Here is a 15,976-nt window from a genome sequence, read left to right as displayed (position 1 = left end):
GACCGTACGATCACCCCGTCCCCTGCCCCAGGAGTCGAACGCCGATGACCACCGCAGCCACCCGCGGCGACCGGAGGATCAGCCCGGTCTTCCTCGGCATCGCCGCCGTCACCGCGGTCGCGGGCTGGGCGGTGTGGACGGGCTTCGCGGACGCCACCGGCTTCGCGGTCTTCCTGTTCGTCACCGGGGCCTGGATCGTCTCGCTCTGCCTCCACGAGTACGCGCACGCCCGCACCGCGCTGCACAGCGGGGACCTGTCGGTGGGGGCGAAGGGCTATCTGACGCTCAACCCGTTGAAGTACACGCACGCGCTGCTGAGCATCGTGCTTCCGGTGCTCTTCGTGATCATGGGCGGGATCGGGCTGCCCGGCGGTGCGGTCTACATCGAGCGCGGCCGGATCCACGGCCGGTGGAAGCACAGCCTGATCTCGGCGGCGGGGCCGCTGACGAACGTGGCGTTCGCGTTTCTCTGTACGGCCCCGTTCTGGCTGGACGCGCTGGACGGGGTGCCGCGTGCCTTCCAGTACGCGCTGGCGTTCCTGGCGATGCTCCAGGTGACGGCGGCGATCCTGAACTCCCTGCCGATCCCGGGGCTCGACGGCTACGGGGTGATCGAGCCCTGGCTCTCGTACAAGGTCCGCCGCCAGGTGGAGCCGATCGCGCCGTTCGGGCTGATCGCGGTGTTCGCGCTGCTGTGGATCCCCGAGGTGAACATCGTGTTCTTCGACGCCATCCACGCGCTGCTGCGGGGGCTGGGCGTGGAGGAGTTCCAGCGGTACTGCGGATATGACCTGTACCGCTTCTGGCGGGGCCTCTTCGACGAGCAGGACCCGGGCTGCTCGGTCGGCTGACCGCGCGGCCCGGGCCCCCGTGTCAGACCGCCGGGGCGGCGGGCCCGGCGGCCGGGGCGGTGGGGCGAGCCGCCCGGGACGCCCGTACGGCGGCGGCGAGAATCGCCAGCACGACGCCGCCGAAGGCCCAGGCACCGAGGATCCAGAGGGCGCCCGTGGTGGCGTTGCCGTCGAAGTAGACGGTGTTGCGCACCACGGTCGTCCCGGCGCCCGGCGGGAGCGCCTGGCCGATCGCGCTCCAGAACGGCGGCAGCAGCGAGGACGGGTACACGCCGCCCGAGCTGGGGTTCCCCAGGATCGTGAAGATCAGGATGGTGAGGCCGAGGCCGATCGTGCCCGCGACCGACTGGAGGGCGACGCCCACCGCGCCGGAGGCGAACACCACGAGGGTGCCGATCCCGGCGAGCTCCCAGAACGCGCCCGGCAGGCAGTCCAGCACCGGGCCCACGATGATCGCGCCGCCGATGCCCGAGACGAAGCCGTACGGCAGCATCGCCGCCAGCCGGACGAGGGTGCGGCGCAGGGTGGGCTTGTTGGAACCGGCCGCCATGCTCAGGGCCGAGGCCGCGAGATAGCCGCCGATGGTCCAGCTGAGGACGATGTAGAAGGAGGAGAGGCCCCGCGAGTCTCCGGCGGCGGGCGGGCGGATGTCTCGGACGACGATCGTCCGGTTCTCCGCCCGGGCGACCTCCTGGAGGATCTCGGTGGCCGCCGCGGTGGCCGAGGGCCCGCCGGCCGACGCCACGATCAGAGTGTCGGTGCGGCTCGCCGGATCCACGACGAGGGCGGCGTCCGTACGGCGGTCGAGCAGCCGCGCGCGTGCCTCGGCGCGGTCCTGGACGGCGGTGACCCGCAGCGGGTCGCCGGGCAGCGCGTCGAGGCGGGCCACCAGGTCTGCCTCCACGGCGGGCGGGGCGACCAGGGTGATCGGTACCCGGCGCGGCTCGGGTGCGTGGAAGGCGCCCATGTAGGAGAGGGCGAAGCCCAGCTGCAGCAGGAGCACCCCGAGCATGACGAGCGCGGCCCGGGTCGAGACGGCGTCCCGCACTTCCTGCCAGAAGCCCTGGGTCCGCTCCCCCGTCCGCACGGTCGACCCCGAAAAGTCCTCGTCCCTCGCGTCTGCCACACGGCCTCCCTCGTCCGGTTCCGCCACATCCGTGGCAGGGCCGTCACATGCTCGGCCCCCGGCGGCGTCTGCCGGCCGGGGCACGCCCGGGGAGAGGCGGGCACGACCTGATTGGCGGAGGCGGGGAGGCCTGGAGCGGGGAGCGGCGTGGGATCAGCCCGCGTCGGAGGCGGTGGCCAGTCGGTGCCTGCGCACGTAGAACCAGGTCATGTTGGACGAGAGACCCGCGATGAGCACCCAGACGATCCCGAGCAGGCTGCCCTGGGCGAAGGAGACCACGGCCGCCACGACGGCGAGGACGCAGACGACGAGGGCGTAGAGGGCGATGCGGGGCATGGGGGTCGGCTCCTGTCGGGAACGGGTCGCGCTCCCTGCCGGGAACGGTCGCGGTCCCGTCCAGTGTCCCCCATGCCCCGTTGTGACCCGTCCCGGGGAGCGCCCGGACTCGTCGCCGGAGCGCCCGGACACGGTGCCGGAGCGCCCGCCGGGGCCGGCCCGGTCAGACGTCGGTGGTGCGCAGTCCGGCGTGGGCCTTGTAGCGGCGGTTGACCGAGATCAGGTTGGCGACCAGCGACTCGACCTGGTGGGCGTTGCGCAGCCGGCCGGCGAAGATGCCCCGCATACCGGGGATCCGGCCGGCCAGCGCCTGTACGAGGTCGGTGTCGGCGCGCGCCTCGCCCAGGACCAGCACATCGGTGTCGATCTCCTCGATCGACTCGTCCTGGAGCAGCACGGCCGAGAGGTGGTGGAAGGCGGCGGTGACCCGGGAGTCCGGCAGCAGGGCCGCGGCCTGCTCGGCGGCGCTGCCCTCCTCGGGCTTGAGGGCGTAGGCGCCCTTCTTGTCGAAGCCGAGGGGGTTGACGCAGTCGATGACGAGCTTGCCCGCAAGCTCCTCGCGCAGCGACTGGAGCGTCTTGGCGTGACCGTCCCACGGCACGGCGACGATCACGATGTCGCTGCGCCGGGCGCACTCCGCGTTGTCCGCGCCCTCGACGCCGAAGCCCAGCTCGGCCGCCGCCTGCTCGGCGCGGGCCGCGTCCCGGGAGCCGAGGGTGACCTTCTGTCCGGCGCGGGCGAGCCGGTAGGCGAGGCCGCGGCCCTGCGGTCCGGTTCCGCCGAGCACGCCGACGCTCAGGCCGGATACGTCGGGGAGGTCCCAGGGGTCCTTGGCGGGGGGCTTGGGCGCGCTGCCGCTGCTGTCCTGTGTAGTCATGGGCCGACCCTACTGCCAGGTAAGACGCGGGGAAGCCGCCCCGTCGGCCTCGGTCGGCCTCGGTCCGGTCCCGGTCCGCCCGTCGGTTCCGCTCTCTGGTCCCGTTTCCCGCCGGGTCCTCCGTTCGGGTGAGGCCGTGGGTGACGGGGCCGGCCGGGGCGACGGACCGGGGCAGGATGCCGGGCCATGGATGCCGTACGCGTCGCTCTGCTCCGTGAAGTGCTGGCCGGGACCCGGTGGCCGCAGGACGCCCGCCGGTTCGCCCTGACCCTGCGCGCCTCCGTCGTGCCGCGCGGCGGCGGCCTGCTGCTGGCGGGGACCGAGGCGTACGAGCCGTGGCATCTGGCGGCCCATCTCTCCGACGAGTCCGCCTGGTCCGGGCTGCCGGAGCTGGCGCCCACGCTCGTCCGGCACCGGGTGGCGGCGGGCGACCCGGCGCACCTGGCGGTCGGGCCCGACCGGATCGCGGCGGCGGGGCGTGGCGAGACGGTGCTGCTGGTCGCGCCGGAGCGGCCGGACGAAGGCCTGCTGGAGCTGGTGCACGACGCCCGGCGGGCCGGGGCGCGGGTGCTCACCCTGGACGGCGGCGACCCCGAGGTCGGCGGTCTCGCGCACGAGTCGCTGGTGGTCGGCGGGGACGACGAGGTGGACCTGGACATCGTGCAGCACCTGGTGAGCGCGGCCGCCGGGGAGAACGGGAGGCCTCCGGCGGGCGGGCGGCGCACGTTCCGGGACCGGCTCTCCGGGCTGGCCGACCGGCTGACGCAGCCGCCGCCGGCCCGCTGGTAGCGCGGGCGGGCCGGAAACTCGCTTGCCCGATACACCCTGTTGTACGGATCATGGCCCTTCGTGACCTCAGCACCTCCCCCACCCCCCTCCTCCGCCTCGCCGCCGGCACCGCGACCGGGGCGGTTGCGCGCCCTGCTGCCCGACCTCTCGCCGTGGCGTTCCTCGCCGGACTTCCGGCTGCTGTGGGTGCAGGGCCTGATCACGTACTTCGGCAGCTTCATGGCGCTCATCGCGCTGCCGCTCCAGATCAAGGACCTCACGGGCTCCCCGCTCGCGGTCGGGGCGATGGGCGCGGTGGAGCTGGTGCCGCTGGTGGTCTTCGGGCTGTACGGCGGGGCGCTCGCGGACTCGGTGGACCGCCGCCGGGTCATCCTGCTCACCGAGGCCGGGCTCGGGGTGCTCGCCGCGATCCTGCTGGTGAACGCCCTGCTCCCGGAGCCCCTGCTGTGGCCGCTGTACGTGGTGGCCGGCGGGGTGTCCGCGCTCGCCGGGCTCCAGCGGCCCGCGCTGGACTCGCTGATGGCCCGGATCGTGCCGCACGCCCAGCAGACGGCGGCGGCCGCGCTGAACTCGCTGCGCTGGCAGATCGGGGCGATCGCGGGTCCGGCGCTGGCCGGCCTGGTGGTGGCGTACGCCGGTCACGGCACGGCGTACGCGGTGACGGTGTGCACGTTCGCCGCCTCCGTCGTGCTCTGTCTGCGGCTCGCCCCCGCGCCGCCCGCCAAGGAGGCGGCGAAGCCGTCGCTGCGCGGGATCGTCGAGGGGGCGCGGTACGCCTGGAGCCGGCCGGTGCTGCTGGGGACGTACGCGATCGATCTGGCGGCGATGTTCTTCGCCTTCCCGAACACGATCTTCCCGTTCCTGGCGGACGAGCTGGACGCCGAGTGGTCGCTGGGGCTGATGTACGCGGCGGGCTCGGTCGGCTCCCTCGCCCTGGGGCTGACCAGCGGCTGGACGTCCCGGGTGCGGCGGCACGGGCTGTTCGTGGTGTTCGGGGCGGCGGTGTGGGGGCTGGCGATCGCGGCGGCGGGCTGGTTCTCCAGCGTGTGGGTCGTGCTGGTCTGCCTGGCCGTGGCGGGGGCGGGCGACATGCTGAGCGGGCTGGGGCGCTCGACGATCTGGAACCAGACCATTCCGGAGGAGCTGCGGGGGCGGCTGGCGGGCATCGAGGTGCTCTCGTACAGCGTCGGGCCGCAGCTGGGTCAGGTGCGGGCCGGGGCGATGGCCGGCTGGACCGGGACCCGGTCGGCGATCTGGACGGGCGGGGTGGCGTGTGTGGCGTCGGTGGTGCTGCTGACGGCGGCGTTGCCGAAGTTGGTGCGGTACGACTCGGAGACGGATGAGGATGCGGTGCGGAGGCGGGAGGCCCGGGTGGAGGGGTGACCCGGTCCGGGGCTCCGCCCCGCGCCCCGCTTCTCAATCGCCGGAGGGGCTGAGAAGGCGTCCTCGAACGCCGGACGGGCTGGATGTGCGGCCTCAAGCGCCGACGGGGCTGAAGGACGTCCTCAATCGCCGGACGGGCTTGATCTGCCCTTGTCCTCGTCGTGCCATTTCGGGTCCGTGTCCCACTCCAGGTTGCGGTCGCGCGCGGTGTCCATCGCGTGCTGGGCCGCCTCACGGGAGGTGTAGGGGCCGAAACGGTTCAGCGCCGGGCACTCCGGGCCTTCCTCGACCTTCTTGTGCTCCAGGCAGTAGTACCACTCGCCCGGTTTGCCGACCGTGCGCTTCTTGAACAGGGCCATCGACGGCTCCTTTCCTTATCGCCATGGTGCCCCGACGCCGCTGGTTAGACTCGCTGGCATGTCTGGCCAGTCGCTTCTCGTACCAGGGGAGATCACTCCCGTCCGTTCCGTACCCGGAAACATCCGGCGTCCCGAGTACGTGGGGAAGCCGGCTCCGACGCCGTACACCGGCCCGGAGGTGCAGGACGCCGACACCATCGAGCGGATGCGCATCGCGGGCCGTATCGCCGCGCAGGCGATGGAGGAGGCCGCCAAGCACATCGCCCCGGGCGTCACCACGGACCAGCTCGACAAGGTCGCCCACGACTTCATGGTCGATCACGGCGCGTACCCCTCGACGCTCGGCTACCGGGGCTTCCCGAAGTCGCTGTGCAGCTCGCTCAACGAGGTCATCTGCCACGGCATCCCCGACTCCACCGTCCTGCGCGACGGCGACATCGTGAACCTGGACGTCACCGCGTACATCAACGGGGTGCACGGCGACAACAACGCCACCTACTTCTGCGGCGACGTGGACGAGGAGTCCCGGCTGCTGGTCGAGCGCACCCGGGAATCGCTGAACCGGGCCATCAAGGCGGTCAAGCCAGGGCGGCAGATCAACGTCATCGGCCGGGTCATCGAGTCGTACGCCAAGCGGTTCGGCTACGGGGTCGTCCGCGACTTCACCGGCCACGGGATCAACACCTCGTTCCACTCCGGCCTGATCATCCCGCACTACGACAGCCCGCACGCCACCACGGTGATGCAGCCGGGCATGACGTTCACCATCGAGCCGATGCTGACGCTGGGCACCCATGAGTACGACCTGTGGGAGGACGGCTGGACCGTGGTGACGAAGGACCGGAAGCGGACGGCCCAGTTCGAGCACACGCTGGTCGTCACGGAGACCGGAGCGGAGATCCTCACCCTTCCGTAGCCACCCGGGAATCACCCCGGAATCACCCCGAACTTTCCGATATCGGGCCCTCCACCCCTTCGTGGCGTATTTTTTTACCGACAAGCAGTCGGGAACCAGTTGACTTAGGTAAGCCTAAGTAGGAGGATCGGCGTATCGGCACGCGCCGCCGCACCGTCGCGGCGGCCGCCTGCCGATATTTCCGTCTCTTTCTGGACTCTCCCGTCCCCTCGGTCCCCGGAGGCCCGCCTTGGACGCAACCGCCACCGTCACTCCCTTCTCGACGCTGATCCGCACCGCGTCGCACGAGCAGCACACCGAGGCCGAGACCTCGACCTTCATGGGTGACCTCCTCGGCGGGCGGCTGGGAGTGGACGCCTACACGCGCTACACCGAGCAGCTGTGGTTCGTGTACCGGGCGCTGGAGGAGGGCGCGGAGGCTCTGCGCGACGACCCGGTCGCCGGTCCGTTCATACAGCCGGAGCTGATGCGCTCCGCCGAGCTGGAGCGCGACCTGGCGCATCTGCGCGGGGACGGCTGGCGCGAGGGCCTTGAGCCGCTGCCCGCCACCGCGGCGTACGCGGCCCGGGTCGCGGAGTGCGCGCGCACCTGGCCCGCCGGTTACGTCGCCCACCACTACACGCGCTACCTCGGCGACCTGTCGGGCGGTCAGATCATCCGCGACAAGGCGGAGAAGACCTGGGGCTTCGAGCGCAAGGGAGACGGCGTCCGGTTCTACGTCTTCGAGCAGATCACCAACCCCGCCGCATTCAAGCGGGGTTACCGCGAGCTGCTGGACGGTGTGAACGCGGACGACCTGGAGAAGCAGCGCATCATCGAGGAGTGCAAGCGCGCCTTCGCGCTGAACACCGCGGTCTTCCGCGAGCTGGGTGAGGTCTTCCCGCTCAGCGCGTAGTCACCGCTTCACGGTTCACCGCCGCCCGGGTTCAGCCCCGGGCGGCCATCAGGACGCGGCCCCCGACCTCCACCGTGCCGTCCGGCGCGGGTGCGGTGAGGATCTGGGAGCCGCGTCCTTGTGTGATGTTCAGGGCCCGGCCGAGGTGGGCGCTGAGCAGCATGGCCGCTGCCCCCGTCGCCTCGTCCTCGACGATCCCGGCCTCCCCGCCGCGCCTCGGGAAGGCCCGCGCGCGCACCCGGCCGGCCGCCTCGTCCTCCCAGGCCCAGGCGTAGAGCCAGCCCTCGCCGGGCGGCGGTCCCGGCAGCGCCTCGATCTCGGCGGCGCTCGCGTACTGCTGGAGCGTGCGCGGCGGGGCCCACTCGGGGCGGGCGGTGATCCAGGTGAACTCGCCGTCCTGGCGCGCGAACACGTCCCCGACGGCCAGTTCCAGGATCTCCAGGTCGAGCAGCCAGGCCGCGCCCACCAGCGGGTGTCCGGCGAACGGCAGCCGGAGCCCCGGGGTGTGGATGTCCACCCGGCCGCGCTCCGGGTCGTCGACGAACACGGTCTCGCTGAAGCCCAGTTGCCGGGTCAGCCGCTGCCGGGACGCCTCGTCGGGGTGGCCGCTGCCGTCGCGTACGACGCCGAGGGCGTTGCCGTACCGGCCGTCGGGTCCGCAGAACACCCGCAGGACGTCGATGCCCCGGGGTACGTCGTAGTCGTTCACCAGGGCATTCAAGCACTGCCGGGCGCGGGCGCGGCAAGCGAGCCGGGTACGGCCGCGGGGCCGGTCCGGCGAGCGGGTGTGCTCGCCGGACCGGCCCCGGTCGATGTGCGGGTGGATCAGGCGGTGGTGTCGCGGCGGCGGCGCGCCGCGATCACGACACCGGCACCGGCCGCCACGACGACGCCGGAGGCGGCGATCAGGGCGCCGGTCGGGACGTCGGAGCCGGTGGAGGCCAGCGCGCCGGAGCCGCCGACCGAACCGCCGGTGGAGCCGCCGCCGACCGTGCCGCCGCCGGTGGTCGAACCGCCCGCCGTGGAACCGCCGGTGGAGCCCGAACCGCCCGTGGAGCCGGAGCCGCCGGTGGAGCCGCCCGGGAGCTGGGCGTCCTTGTCGATGGAGACCGCGACGTTCAGCGCGTCGAGCTCCTCGCCCTTCTGGTAGAAGCCGCCGAACGCCTTGGCGCCGTCCGCGGTGAGCGTCGCCGGGACATTCTTGAGGTTCACGATGCCGCCCTTGGCGGCGAGCGCGCCGGAGGGCACCTTCAGGTCGGCCAGGGACAGGCCGGTGAACTTGCTGACCTTGCCGGACTTCTGGTCCTTGGAGGAGACGTCGGCCAGGAGCGTGCCGGAGGTGCCCTCGATGTCGACCTTCAGGTTGCTGAGGGACAGGTCGAGGACGTACTCGCCGTTGGTCTCGTGGCCGAGGAAGCGCACCTTGCCCTTGAAGGCGGCGTCGAGGGTGTTCTTGTCGGCGTCGAGGACGCCGGTGGCCTTGGTGAAGCGGTAGCTGTCGCCGTTGGCGGACGCGCCGTCGCTCGTCACGATCTTGCCGTGGGCGATGTTGCCGAGGACGTAGTTGCGGAACCTCTCCTTCACGCCCCAGTTGAGGGTGCCGTCGACGACCGGGCCGCTGACGGGCGCGGCGGTCTCGGAGGCCGTGGGGGTCGGGTCGCCGCTCGGGTCCTTCGTCGGGTCCGTGGTCGGGTCCGGGTCCTTGGTCGGGTCCGTGGTCGGGTCCGGGTCCTTGGTCGGGTCCTTGGTCGGGTCCGGGTCCTTGGTGGGGTCCGGGTCCTTCGTCGGGTCCTTGGTCGGGTCGTCCGACGGGGTCGGGCTCGGGGCCGCGGTCTTGAGCGTCAGCGTCGCCGGGTCGAGCTCGGCGCCTTCCGCGTAGAAGCCGGCGAAGGCCTCCGAGCCCTCGGCCGTCAGCTTGGCCGGAATGTCGGTGAAGACCGTCTCGCCGTTCGCACCGCGACCGCGCTCGGCGCCGGTGATGTCGAGGGCGGCGATGGGGGCGTCGTCCTTGGAGACGACGGTGCCGTCCATCTTCTTGCTGGTGAAGTCGGCGGTGATGGTGCCGGTCTCCCGGCCGGTGCCGACCTTGATGTCGCTCAGCTTGACGTCGAGCACGCCGTGGTGGCCCTCGAACCGGACACCGCCCTTGAACGCGGTGTCGGAGGCGTGCGTCCCGACGTCGTAGGAGCCCTTGCCGTCGACGAAGGTGAACACGCCGTTGCCTTCGGCCTGCTTGGCGCCGTCGGAGACGGTGATCCTGCCCTGGGCGATGGGGCCGGCGATGTACTTGCGGAAGGACTCCTTGATGCCCCAGTCCAGCGTGCCGTCCACGATCTCGAACTTCGGGGCGGCGGTGGGGGCGGCCGCCGGGGACCCGGCGGCGAGGGCCGGGAGCGCGAAGGCGGTGGCGCCGAGGGCGGCGGCCGTGGCGACGGCCGCGGCAAGGGCTATGGGGCGGCGGGTTGCTGCCATGTCGGTGTGTCTCCTAGAGGGACCGGGGGCGGAAGAGAAGCGTGGGGGGAGGGGGTGAGGATCCATAAGGCACGCATGGGTGATGCCGGGGGTCAGGAAGTCTGGGGGGAGTCGGGGGCCGCGGAGGCGTCGGCGGCCTCGGGGGCCGGCTGCGCGGACCGGCGGCGCAGGACGAAGAACGCCGCCACGGCTCCGAGGAGGATCAGCGCGCCACCGCCGATCGCCGCCCAGGTGCCCGCGCCCGGACCGGAGTCGGAGGAGGCGGCCGACGGTGCGGCGGAGGGCTTCGCGGTGGCCTTCTTCGTGGGCTCGGCGGCCGCGGTCGGCTCGCTGCCGAGGTCGGGCAGGGCGGGCAGCTGGGCCTTCTCGTCGACGGCCACGGCGAGCGAGACCGGGTCCATCGCGGTGCCCGCCTTGTACATGGAGCCGAACGCCTTGGAGGCTTCGGCGGTGAGGGCGGCGGGGGCTTCCGTGAGGGCGGCGAGTCCGTCCTCGGGCGTGAAGTCCTCGGCCTCGAAAGTGACGATCGGGACGTTCTCGGTGGTCTTGCCCTCGCTGGTGACGTCGGCCGAGAGGGTGCCTTCGCCCTTGGCAACGGCGACGGTGACGGCGGCGAACTTCAGGTCGAGGTCATGGGCGCCGATGAAGCGGATGCTGCCGCTGAACTCCGCGTCCAGCGTCTCCTTCTTCGCGTCGTACGTTCCCTTGCCCTGCGGGAAGCGGAACAGGGCCCCGCCGTCCTGGGCGCCGTCGGCGAGCGTCCACTTGCCCTGACCGATGGAGCCGGTGACGTACTCGCGGAAGGTGCGTCGCACACCCCAGTCGACGGCGGCGTCCTCGAAGCGGCCCGCCTTCTCCTTGTCCTTCTTCTCCGCCTTGTCCTTCTTCTCGCCCTCGTCCTTCTTCTTGTCGGGGGCGGAGGGCTTCGGCTCGGCGGCGCCCTTGGTGTCGACGGAGAGGCTGACCGGGTCGAGCGGGGTGCCCTCGGTGTAGTAGCCGGCGAAGGCGGAGGCGCCCTCGGCGGTCAGCGTGGTGGGGACGTTGGTGAGGGCGATGGGGGTGGAACCGCCCTTCATGTTGATCCCGCCGAGAGAGAGCCTGGCCAGGGGCACCTGGGAGCGGTTGGAGACCTTGCCGGTCCCCCGCTCCTTGCTGACCATGTCCGCGTGGAGCACGCCGCTGCCGCCGCTGATGCGGATCGTGGGGCGGCTGATCGTGAGGTCCAGCTCATTGCTGCCGTCGGCCTTCTTGTGGCCGGTGAAGTGCACGCCGCCGGAGAAGCCGGAGCTGAACGCCCCGGAGTCCGGGTCGTAGGAGCCGGTCGCCGAGTGGAAGCGGAACTGGCTGCCGCCGACCGTGGCCGCGCCGCCGGTCAGGCGCCAACTCCCGTTCGCGATGGGGCCGGTGACATAGCTCTGGAAGGACGCCTTGATGCCCCAGTCCAGCCGTCCTCCCTGCACCGTGCGGCTCGCCGCTTGCGCGGTGGCGGCGGGGAGCAGGGCTCCCAGCAGGACCGCCAGGAGCGCGACGGCGAGCGCGCGGGTGGATCTGGACGACGGCATGAGGGACCCTCCGAGGACTGGCTACACAGGTAAGGCTAACCTAAGGTACTCCCAGCCCTCGCCGGAACCCCTCCGGTATCTCCACCACCTCGACACATTCGCCCCACGAGCAACACGGCCCACCAGCACGCTCGATCAGCACGCCTCATCAGCACGCCGCAGAACGACAGGACGGTGCCCAGTGCGCATCTCGCAGGACTTCGCCCCCCGGGCGACCGAGGACCCCGCGGGCCCGGACGCCGCGACGACGCTCCGCCGTCGCCCGGCCCGGGGCAGGGCTGCCGCCGCGCTCACCGCCGCAGTCGCCTTCGCCCTGGTCCTGACCGGCTGCGGTGGAGGTAACGATTCCGCGCCGAAGCCGGCGTCCGCCAAGAGCGCCGCCGACGCGGACCGGGTCGAGCCGCTGGCCGGTGCGCCCGCGCCGAAGCTGCCGGTGACGGTCGATTCGGCGGACGGCAAGAAGGTCACGATCGACTCCACCGACCGGATCGTGCCGCTGACGGGGTCGCTGAGCGAGATCGTCTTCACCCTCGGCTTCGGCAAGCAGGTCGTCGCCCGGGACATCACCGCCACCTTCGAACAGGCTTCGAGGCTCCCGGTGGTGACCCGGGCCCACGACGTCTCGGCGGAGAGCGTGCTCTCCCTCAAGCCGACGATCGTCCTCGCCGACACCACCACGGGACCCTCCGAGGCCATCGGCCAGATCCGCGACGCGGGCATCCCGCTGCTCGTCGTCGAGCCCGCCAAGGGGCTGTCCGACGTGAGCCGCCGGATCGACACCGTCGCCGAGGCCCTCGGCGTACCGTCGGCCGGCACGGAGCTGAAGCAGCGCACCGAGAAGCGGATCGCCGACGTCCAGAAGTCCATCCCGGACCACGCCGACGGCAGGAAGCCCCGGGTCGCCTTCCTCTATCTGCGCGGTTCGGCCTCCGTCTATCTGCTGGGCGGCGCGGAGTCCGGGGCCAGTTCGCTGCTGGAGGCGGCGGGCGCGGTCGACGCCGGGAAGGAATCCGGCCTGGACAAGGACTTCACCGCGATCACCAGCGAGGCCCTCGCCAAGGCCGCCCCGGACGCGATCCTGCTGATGACCAAGGGGTTCGAGTCGGTCGGCGGCATGGACGGTCTGGTGAAGATCCCGGGGATCGCGGAGACCCCGGCCGGAATGGACCGCCGGGTCGTCACGGTCGACGACGGGGTACTGCTGAACTACGGCCCGCGCACCGACCGGGTGCTCACCGAGATCGTCGAGCAGCTGTACGCGAAGGGCGGGAAGGGCCAGTGACCAGCTCGTACGAGGAACGCACCGGCCCCGTGGAGAAGTCCCCGGGCGGACCGGCCCGGGGTGGAGCCCCCGAGCCCCCGGCCCCCGGCGTCAAGTCCTCGCGCAGCACGGCGTATCTGCTCACCTTGGGGCTCTCCCTCGCCCTGCTCGTCGGCTGTCTGCTGTCGGCGGCGATCGGTGCGTACAACATCCCGCTCGGGGACGTCCTGTCCTCCGTGCAGCACCGGATCGGGCTCGGCGGGCAGGCGCTGGACCGGGTCGGCGAGAGCGTCCTGTGGAACGTGCGGCTCCCCCGGGTCGCCCTCGCGGTGCTCGTCGGCGCGTCGCTCGGCTGCGCGGGCGCCCTGATGCAGGGCGTGTTCGGCAACCCGCTCGCCGAACCCGGCGTCATCGGGATCTCTGCGGGCGCGGCCGTCGGCGCGGTCGCCTCGATCGCGCTCGGCCTGACCTTCTTCGGCAACTGGACCATCACCGTCTTCGCGTTCGTCGCGGGACTGGCGACCGTGCTGCTCGTCTACGCGCTGTCGCGCTCCGGCGGCCGGACCGAGGTGGTGACGCTGATCCTCACCGGTATCGCCGTCAACGCCTTCGCGGGCGCGCTGATCGGCCTGTTCATCTTCTTCGCGGACAACGCGCAGATCACCCAGATCACCTTCTGGCAGCTCGGTTCGCTCTCCCAGGCGACCTGGCCCAAGGTGCTGGCCGTGCTGCCGTGCGCGCTGGCCGGGCTGCTCATCGCCCCGTTCTACTCCCGCAAGCTGGACCTGCTGGCGCTGGGCGAGCGGCCCGCCCGGCACCTGGGCGTGGACGTGGAGCGGCTGCGGATCGTGCTCGTGCTGGTGGTGGCGCTGCTGACGGCCGCCGCTGTCGCCGTGGCCGGGATCATCTCCTTCGTCGGGCTGCTCGTCCCGCATCTGCTGCGGATGGCGAACGGCCCCGGTCACCGCTTCCTGGTCCCGGGCAGCGCGCTCGGCGGCGCGCTGGTGCTGGTGGCGGGCGACCTCGCGGCCCGGACGGTGGCGGCCCCGGCCGAGCTGCCGCTCGGGGTGCTGACCGCGCTGTTCGGCAGCCCGTTCTTCTTCTGGCTGCTGCGCAGGACCCGTCGTAAGCAAGGTGGTTGGGCATGAGGACGCTGAGAGATCTGTTCGCGGTACGCACCCGGGAGCTGCCCTCGCCCGTCGCGCCCGGCTCCCCCGCCGTCGAGGCCGCCGGGCTCTCGGTCCGCCTCGGGCAGCGGCAGGTGCTGGACTCCGTCGACCTGACCGCGCACGCCGGTGAGGTGGTCGCCCTGGTCGGACCGAACGGGGCCGGCAAGTCGACGCTGCTGGCCGCGCTCGCCGCCGATCTGGCCCCCGCGAGCGGCGAGGTGCGGATCGACGGCCGCCCGGCCGCCGCGTGGTCCGCGCCCGAACTGGCCCTGCGCCGCTCGGTGCTGCCGCAGGCCGCCGTGCTGTCCTTCCCGTTCCCGGTGGAGGACGTCGTACGGATGGGGCGGGCGCCCTGGGCCGGTACGGAGCGGGAGGACGAGGACGACGCGGCGGTGGCCGCGGCGATGGCGGCGACCGAGGTGACCCGGTTCGCGGCCCGCCCGTTCTCGGCGCTGTCGGGCGGGGAGAAGGCGCGGGTGGCGCTGGCCCGGGTGCTGGCGCAGCGGGCCCCGCTGATGCTGCTGGACGAGCCGACCGCCGCCCTGGACCTGCGCCACCAGGAGCTGGTGCTGCGGATCTGCCGGGAGCGGGCCGCCGCCGGGGACGCGGTGGTCGTCGTCCTGCACGATCTGGGGCTCGCCGCGGCATACGCGGACCGGGTCGCCGTCCTGCACGACGGGCGGATCGCGGAACTGGGCCCGCCCGAGGCGGTGTTCAGCGGCGAGCTGCTCGGCGAGGTCTACCGGCAGCCGGTGGAGGTCTTCCCCCATCCGCGTACGGGGACGCCGCTGATCGTGCCGGCACGCCAGAACTGAGGCGGTTCCAGGGGGTGTCCGGCCGGCAGGTCACGGTGTGGACGCTGTATCCGGTCCCCGCCCGCACGCCCGTCGCGGCCCCGGTAGGGTTTCGACGGTCAGTGCGGGCGACGGATGCGGAAGGCACAGAAGCAGCGGATGACGAGACACCCTGGGCTGGGCCGGCTGACGGCGGGGCTCGCGACGGCGACGGTGCTGTGCCTGACGGCGACCGGCTGTGTGACGGTGCACGGGGAGCTGGAAGTGCTGCCCGGGGCGAAGAAGTCCGAGGCCGCCCAGGCGCTCAAGGACTTCACCGACGCCTACAACGCGGCGGACAAGGCGTTCGATCCGGCGCTGGACGCGGACCGGGTGACGGGCTCGCTCGGCGCGATCAACCAGGCCGGTCTGAAGGCCCGCCGGACGTACAACCCCGACGGCAACAAGGCGCACAAGCCGCTGGTGCTGGACGACGCGACGTACGTCATTCCCAAGAAGGCGGGCTGGCCGCGCTGGTTCCTCGCGGACACCGACTCCAACCGGGACCAGGACGGCGGGAAGCTGGACACCCGCTGGCTGGTGGTGTTCGTCCGGACAGGTCCCGACGCGCTGTGGAAGGCGGCCTACCTCGGCGTCCTCCCGGCTTCCCAGGTGCCGGAGTTCACCCTCGACGGGGACGGGCTCGCCACCCCGGTGAAGCCGCAGGACGACGAGCTGGCCGTGGCGCCCGCCGATCTGAGCGCCTCGTACACGGGCTATCTGCAGAACGGCTCTCCTGACGTGTTCACACCGTCCACCTCGACCTCCGGCTGGCGCGAGACGCGCCGCACCACACGGCGGGCGGGGTTCTCCTACCAGTACGTCGACCAGCCGCTGACGGGCAGCACCTTCGCGCCGCTCGGGCTGCGCACCGAGGACGGCGGGGCGCTGGTCTTCTTCAACAGCAAGCACTTCGAGCGCCAGGTCGCCGCGGAGGGGCTGCGGCCGGAGGTCAACCCGGATGTGAAGGCGCTGCTCACCGGCGAGGTGAACAGCACCCTCACCAAGGAGCGGGTCTCCAGCCAGCTGGTGCACGTGCCGCCGCGGGCCGCGGGAGCCGGTTCCGGTGCGGACACGGGCTCCGGCGGCAAGGTGCGGATGCTGAACCGGCTGCCGGGCCTGATCGCGGCGAAGGGCGAATAACGCC

Annotated in this window: 16 protein-coding genes; 9 read left to right on the top strand and 7 right to left on the bottom strand. The window is 72.4% G+C overall.

The annotated features are described in order from the left end of the window. The first annotated feature begins 44 nt into the window (after positions 1-44). The gene (locus IE140_RS07940; RefSeq protein ID WP_150197644.1) at positions 45-851 is read left to right on the top strand and encodes a site-2 protease family protein; all 807 of its coding nucleotides are present in this window, start codon (positions 45-47) and stop codon (positions 849-851) included. Between the two features lie 22 nt (positions 852-873). On the opposite strand, the gene IE140_RS07935 is transcribed toward IE140_RS07940, so the two are convergent. From IE140_RS07935 to npdG, 3 genes are all read right to left on the bottom strand, one after another. Continuing rightward, on the bottom strand, positions 874-1,977 hold the full coding sequence (locus IE140_RS07935) for an ABC transporter permease (protein ID WP_229826727.1): 1,104 nt from the start codon (positions 1,975-1,977) through the stop codon (positions 874-876). Positions 1,978-2,130: 153 nt separating this feature from the next. Then, a complete protein-coding gene (locus IE140_RS07930; protein ID WP_093439864.1) occupies positions 2,131-2,313 on the bottom strand; it encodes a hypothetical protein in 183 nt (60 codons plus the stop codon). 163 nt (positions 2,314-2,476) lie between these two features. Further along, the gene (npdG, locus tag IE140_RS07925; RefSeq protein WP_030707797.1) at positions 2,477-3,190 is read right to left on the bottom strand and encodes an NADPH-dependent F420 reductase; all 714 of its coding nucleotides are present in this window, start codon (positions 3,188-3,190) and stop codon (positions 2,477-2,479) included. Between the two features lie 186 nt (positions 3,191-3,376). On the opposite strand from npdG, the gene IE140_RS07920 reads away from it, so the two are divergent. Together IE140_RS07920 and IE140_RS07915 are read left to right on the top strand one after the other, a co-directional pair. Beyond that, positions 3,377-3,979, top strand: coding sequence for a hypothetical protein (locus IE140_RS07920; protein WP_150197643.1), 603 nt, complete (start codon positions 3,377-3,379; stop codon positions 3,977-3,979). Positions 3,980-4,039: 60 nt separating this feature from the next. After that, complete coding sequence (locus IE140_RS07915; RefSeq protein WP_373296151.1) at positions 4,040-5,362, top strand: MFS transporter; 1,323 nt, start codon at positions 4,040-4,042, stop codon at positions 5,360-5,362. Positions 5,363-5,484: 122 nt separating this feature from the next. Here IE140_RS07915 and IE140_RS07910 read toward each other — a convergent pair whose 3' ends face one another. Then, a complete protein-coding gene (locus IE140_RS07910; RefSeq protein WP_150197642.1) occupies positions 5,485-5,721 on the bottom strand; it encodes a hypothetical protein in 237 nt (78 codons plus the stop codon). Positions 5,722-5,779: 58 nt separating this feature from the next. Here IE140_RS07910 and map point away from each other — a divergent pair, with 58 nt between their 5' ends. Continuing rightward, positions 5,780-6,637 carry a type I methionyl aminopeptidase gene (gene map, locus IE140_RS07905; protein ID WP_032761804.1) on the top strand — a complete coding sequence of 286 codons (858 nt, stop codon included), beginning with the start codon at positions 5,780-5,782 and terminating at the stop codon, positions 6,635-6,637. 229 nt (positions 6,638-6,866) lie between these two features. Then, positions 6,867-7,532, top strand: a complete 666-nt coding sequence (locus IE140_RS07900) for a biliverdin-producing heme oxygenase (RefSeq protein ID WP_150197641.1) — start codon at positions 6,867-6,869, stop codon at positions 7,530-7,532. A 31-nt stretch (positions 7,533-7,563) separates the two neighbouring features. On the opposite strand, the gene IE140_RS07895 is transcribed toward IE140_RS07900, so the two are convergent. From IE140_RS07895 to IE140_RS07885, 3 genes are all read right to left on the bottom strand, one after another. Continuing rightward, positions 7,564-8,241 carry a PhzF family phenazine biosynthesis protein gene (locus tag IE140_RS07895; protein WP_032761806.1) on the bottom strand — a complete coding sequence of 226 codons (678 nt, stop codon included), beginning with the start codon at positions 8,239-8,241 and terminating at the stop codon, positions 7,564-7,566. Positions 8,242-8,357: 116 nt separating this feature from the next. Continuing rightward, complete coding sequence (locus tag IE140_RS07890) at positions 8,358-10,004, bottom strand: HtaA domain-containing protein (protein WP_150197640.1); 1,647 nt, start codon at positions 10,002-10,004, stop codon at positions 8,358-8,360. Positions 10,005-10,096: 92 nt separating this feature from the next. Continuing rightward, positions 10,097-11,566, bottom strand: a complete 1,470-nt coding sequence (locus IE140_RS07885; protein WP_189460222.1) for an HtaA domain-containing protein — start codon at positions 11,564-11,566, stop codon at positions 10,097-10,099. Positions 11,567-11,747: 181 nt separating this feature from the next. Between IE140_RS07885 and IE140_RS07880 the strand changes: the two genes are divergently transcribed. From IE140_RS07880 to IE140_RS07865, 4 genes are all read left to right on the top strand, one after another. Then, the gene (locus IE140_RS07880) at positions 11,748-12,848 is read left to right on the top strand and encodes a heme/hemin ABC transporter substrate-binding protein (protein ID WP_150197074.1); all 1,101 of its coding nucleotides are present in this window, start codon (positions 11,748-11,750) and stop codon (positions 12,846-12,848) included. Then, complete coding sequence (locus IE140_RS07875; protein WP_189460220.1) at positions 12,845-13,975, top strand: FecCD family ABC transporter permease; 1,131 nt, start codon at positions 12,845-12,847, stop codon at positions 13,973-13,975. The genes IE140_RS07880 and IE140_RS07875 overlap by 4 nt, the downstream gene beginning before the upstream one ends. Beyond that, a complete protein-coding gene (locus IE140_RS07870; protein ID WP_150197073.1) occupies positions 13,972-14,811 on the top strand; it encodes a heme ABC transporter ATP-binding protein in 840 nt (279 codons plus the stop codon). The genes IE140_RS07875 and IE140_RS07870 overlap by 4 nt, the downstream gene beginning before the upstream one ends. A gap of 138 nt (positions 14,812-14,949) precedes the next feature. Then, a complete protein-coding gene (locus tag IE140_RS07865; RefSeq protein WP_088574510.1) occupies positions 14,950-15,972 on the top strand; it encodes an SCO2278 family lipoprotein in 1,023 nt (340 codons plus the stop codon). Positions 15,973-15,976 lie beyond the last annotated feature (4 nt).

Source organism: Streptomyces parvus (assembly GCF_014648875.1).
GTDB classification, from domain to species: domain Bacteria; phylum Actinomycetota; class Actinomycetes; order Streptomycetales; family Streptomycetaceae; genus Streptomyces; species Streptomyces parvus.
This window is presented reverse-complemented; position numbering and strand designations above follow the sequence as displayed.

What these genes read in the sequence shown, in the direction of transcription:
- IE140_RS07940 (WP_150197644.1), top strand. Translation starts at nt 45, where the DNA reads ATGACCACCGCAGCCACCCGCGGCGACCGGAGGATCAGCCCGGTCTTC.
- IE140_RS07930 (WP_093439864.1), bottom strand. Translation starts at nt 2,313, where the DNA reads ATGCCCCGCATCGCCCTCTACGCCCTCGTCGTCTGCGTCCTCGCCGTC.
- npdG (WP_030707797.1), bottom strand. Translation starts at nt 3,190, where the DNA reads ATGACTACACAGGACAGCAGCGGCAGCGCGCCCAAGCCCCCCGCCAAG.
- IE140_RS07920 (WP_150197643.1), top strand. Translation starts at nt 3,377, where the DNA reads ATGGATGCCGTACGCGTCGCTCTGCTCCGTGAAGTGCTGGCCGGGACC.
- IE140_RS07910 (WP_150197642.1), bottom strand. Translation starts at nt 5,721, where the DNA reads ATGGCCCTGTTCAAGAAGCGCACGGTCGGCAAACCGGGCGAGTGGTAC.
- map (WP_032761804.1), top strand. Translation starts at nt 5,780, where the DNA reads ATGTCTGGCCAGTCGCTTCTCGTACCAGGGGAGATCACTCCCGTCCGT.
- IE140_RS07890 (WP_150197640.1), bottom strand. Translation starts at nt 10,004, where the DNA reads ATGGCAGCAACCCGCCGCCCCATAGCCCTTGCCGCGGCCGTCGCCACG.
- IE140_RS07885 (WP_189460222.1), bottom strand. Translation starts at nt 11,566, where the DNA reads ATGCCGTCGTCCAGATCCACCCGCGCGCTCGCCGTCGCGCTCCTGGCG.
- IE140_RS07870 (WP_150197073.1), top strand. Translation starts at nt 13,972, where the DNA reads ATGAGGACGCTGAGAGATCTGTTCGCGGTACGCACCCGGGAGCTGCCC.
- IE140_RS07865 (WP_088574510.1), top strand. Translation starts at nt 14,950, where the DNA reads ATGACGAGACACCCTGGGCTGGGCCGGCTGACGGCGGGGCTCGCGACG.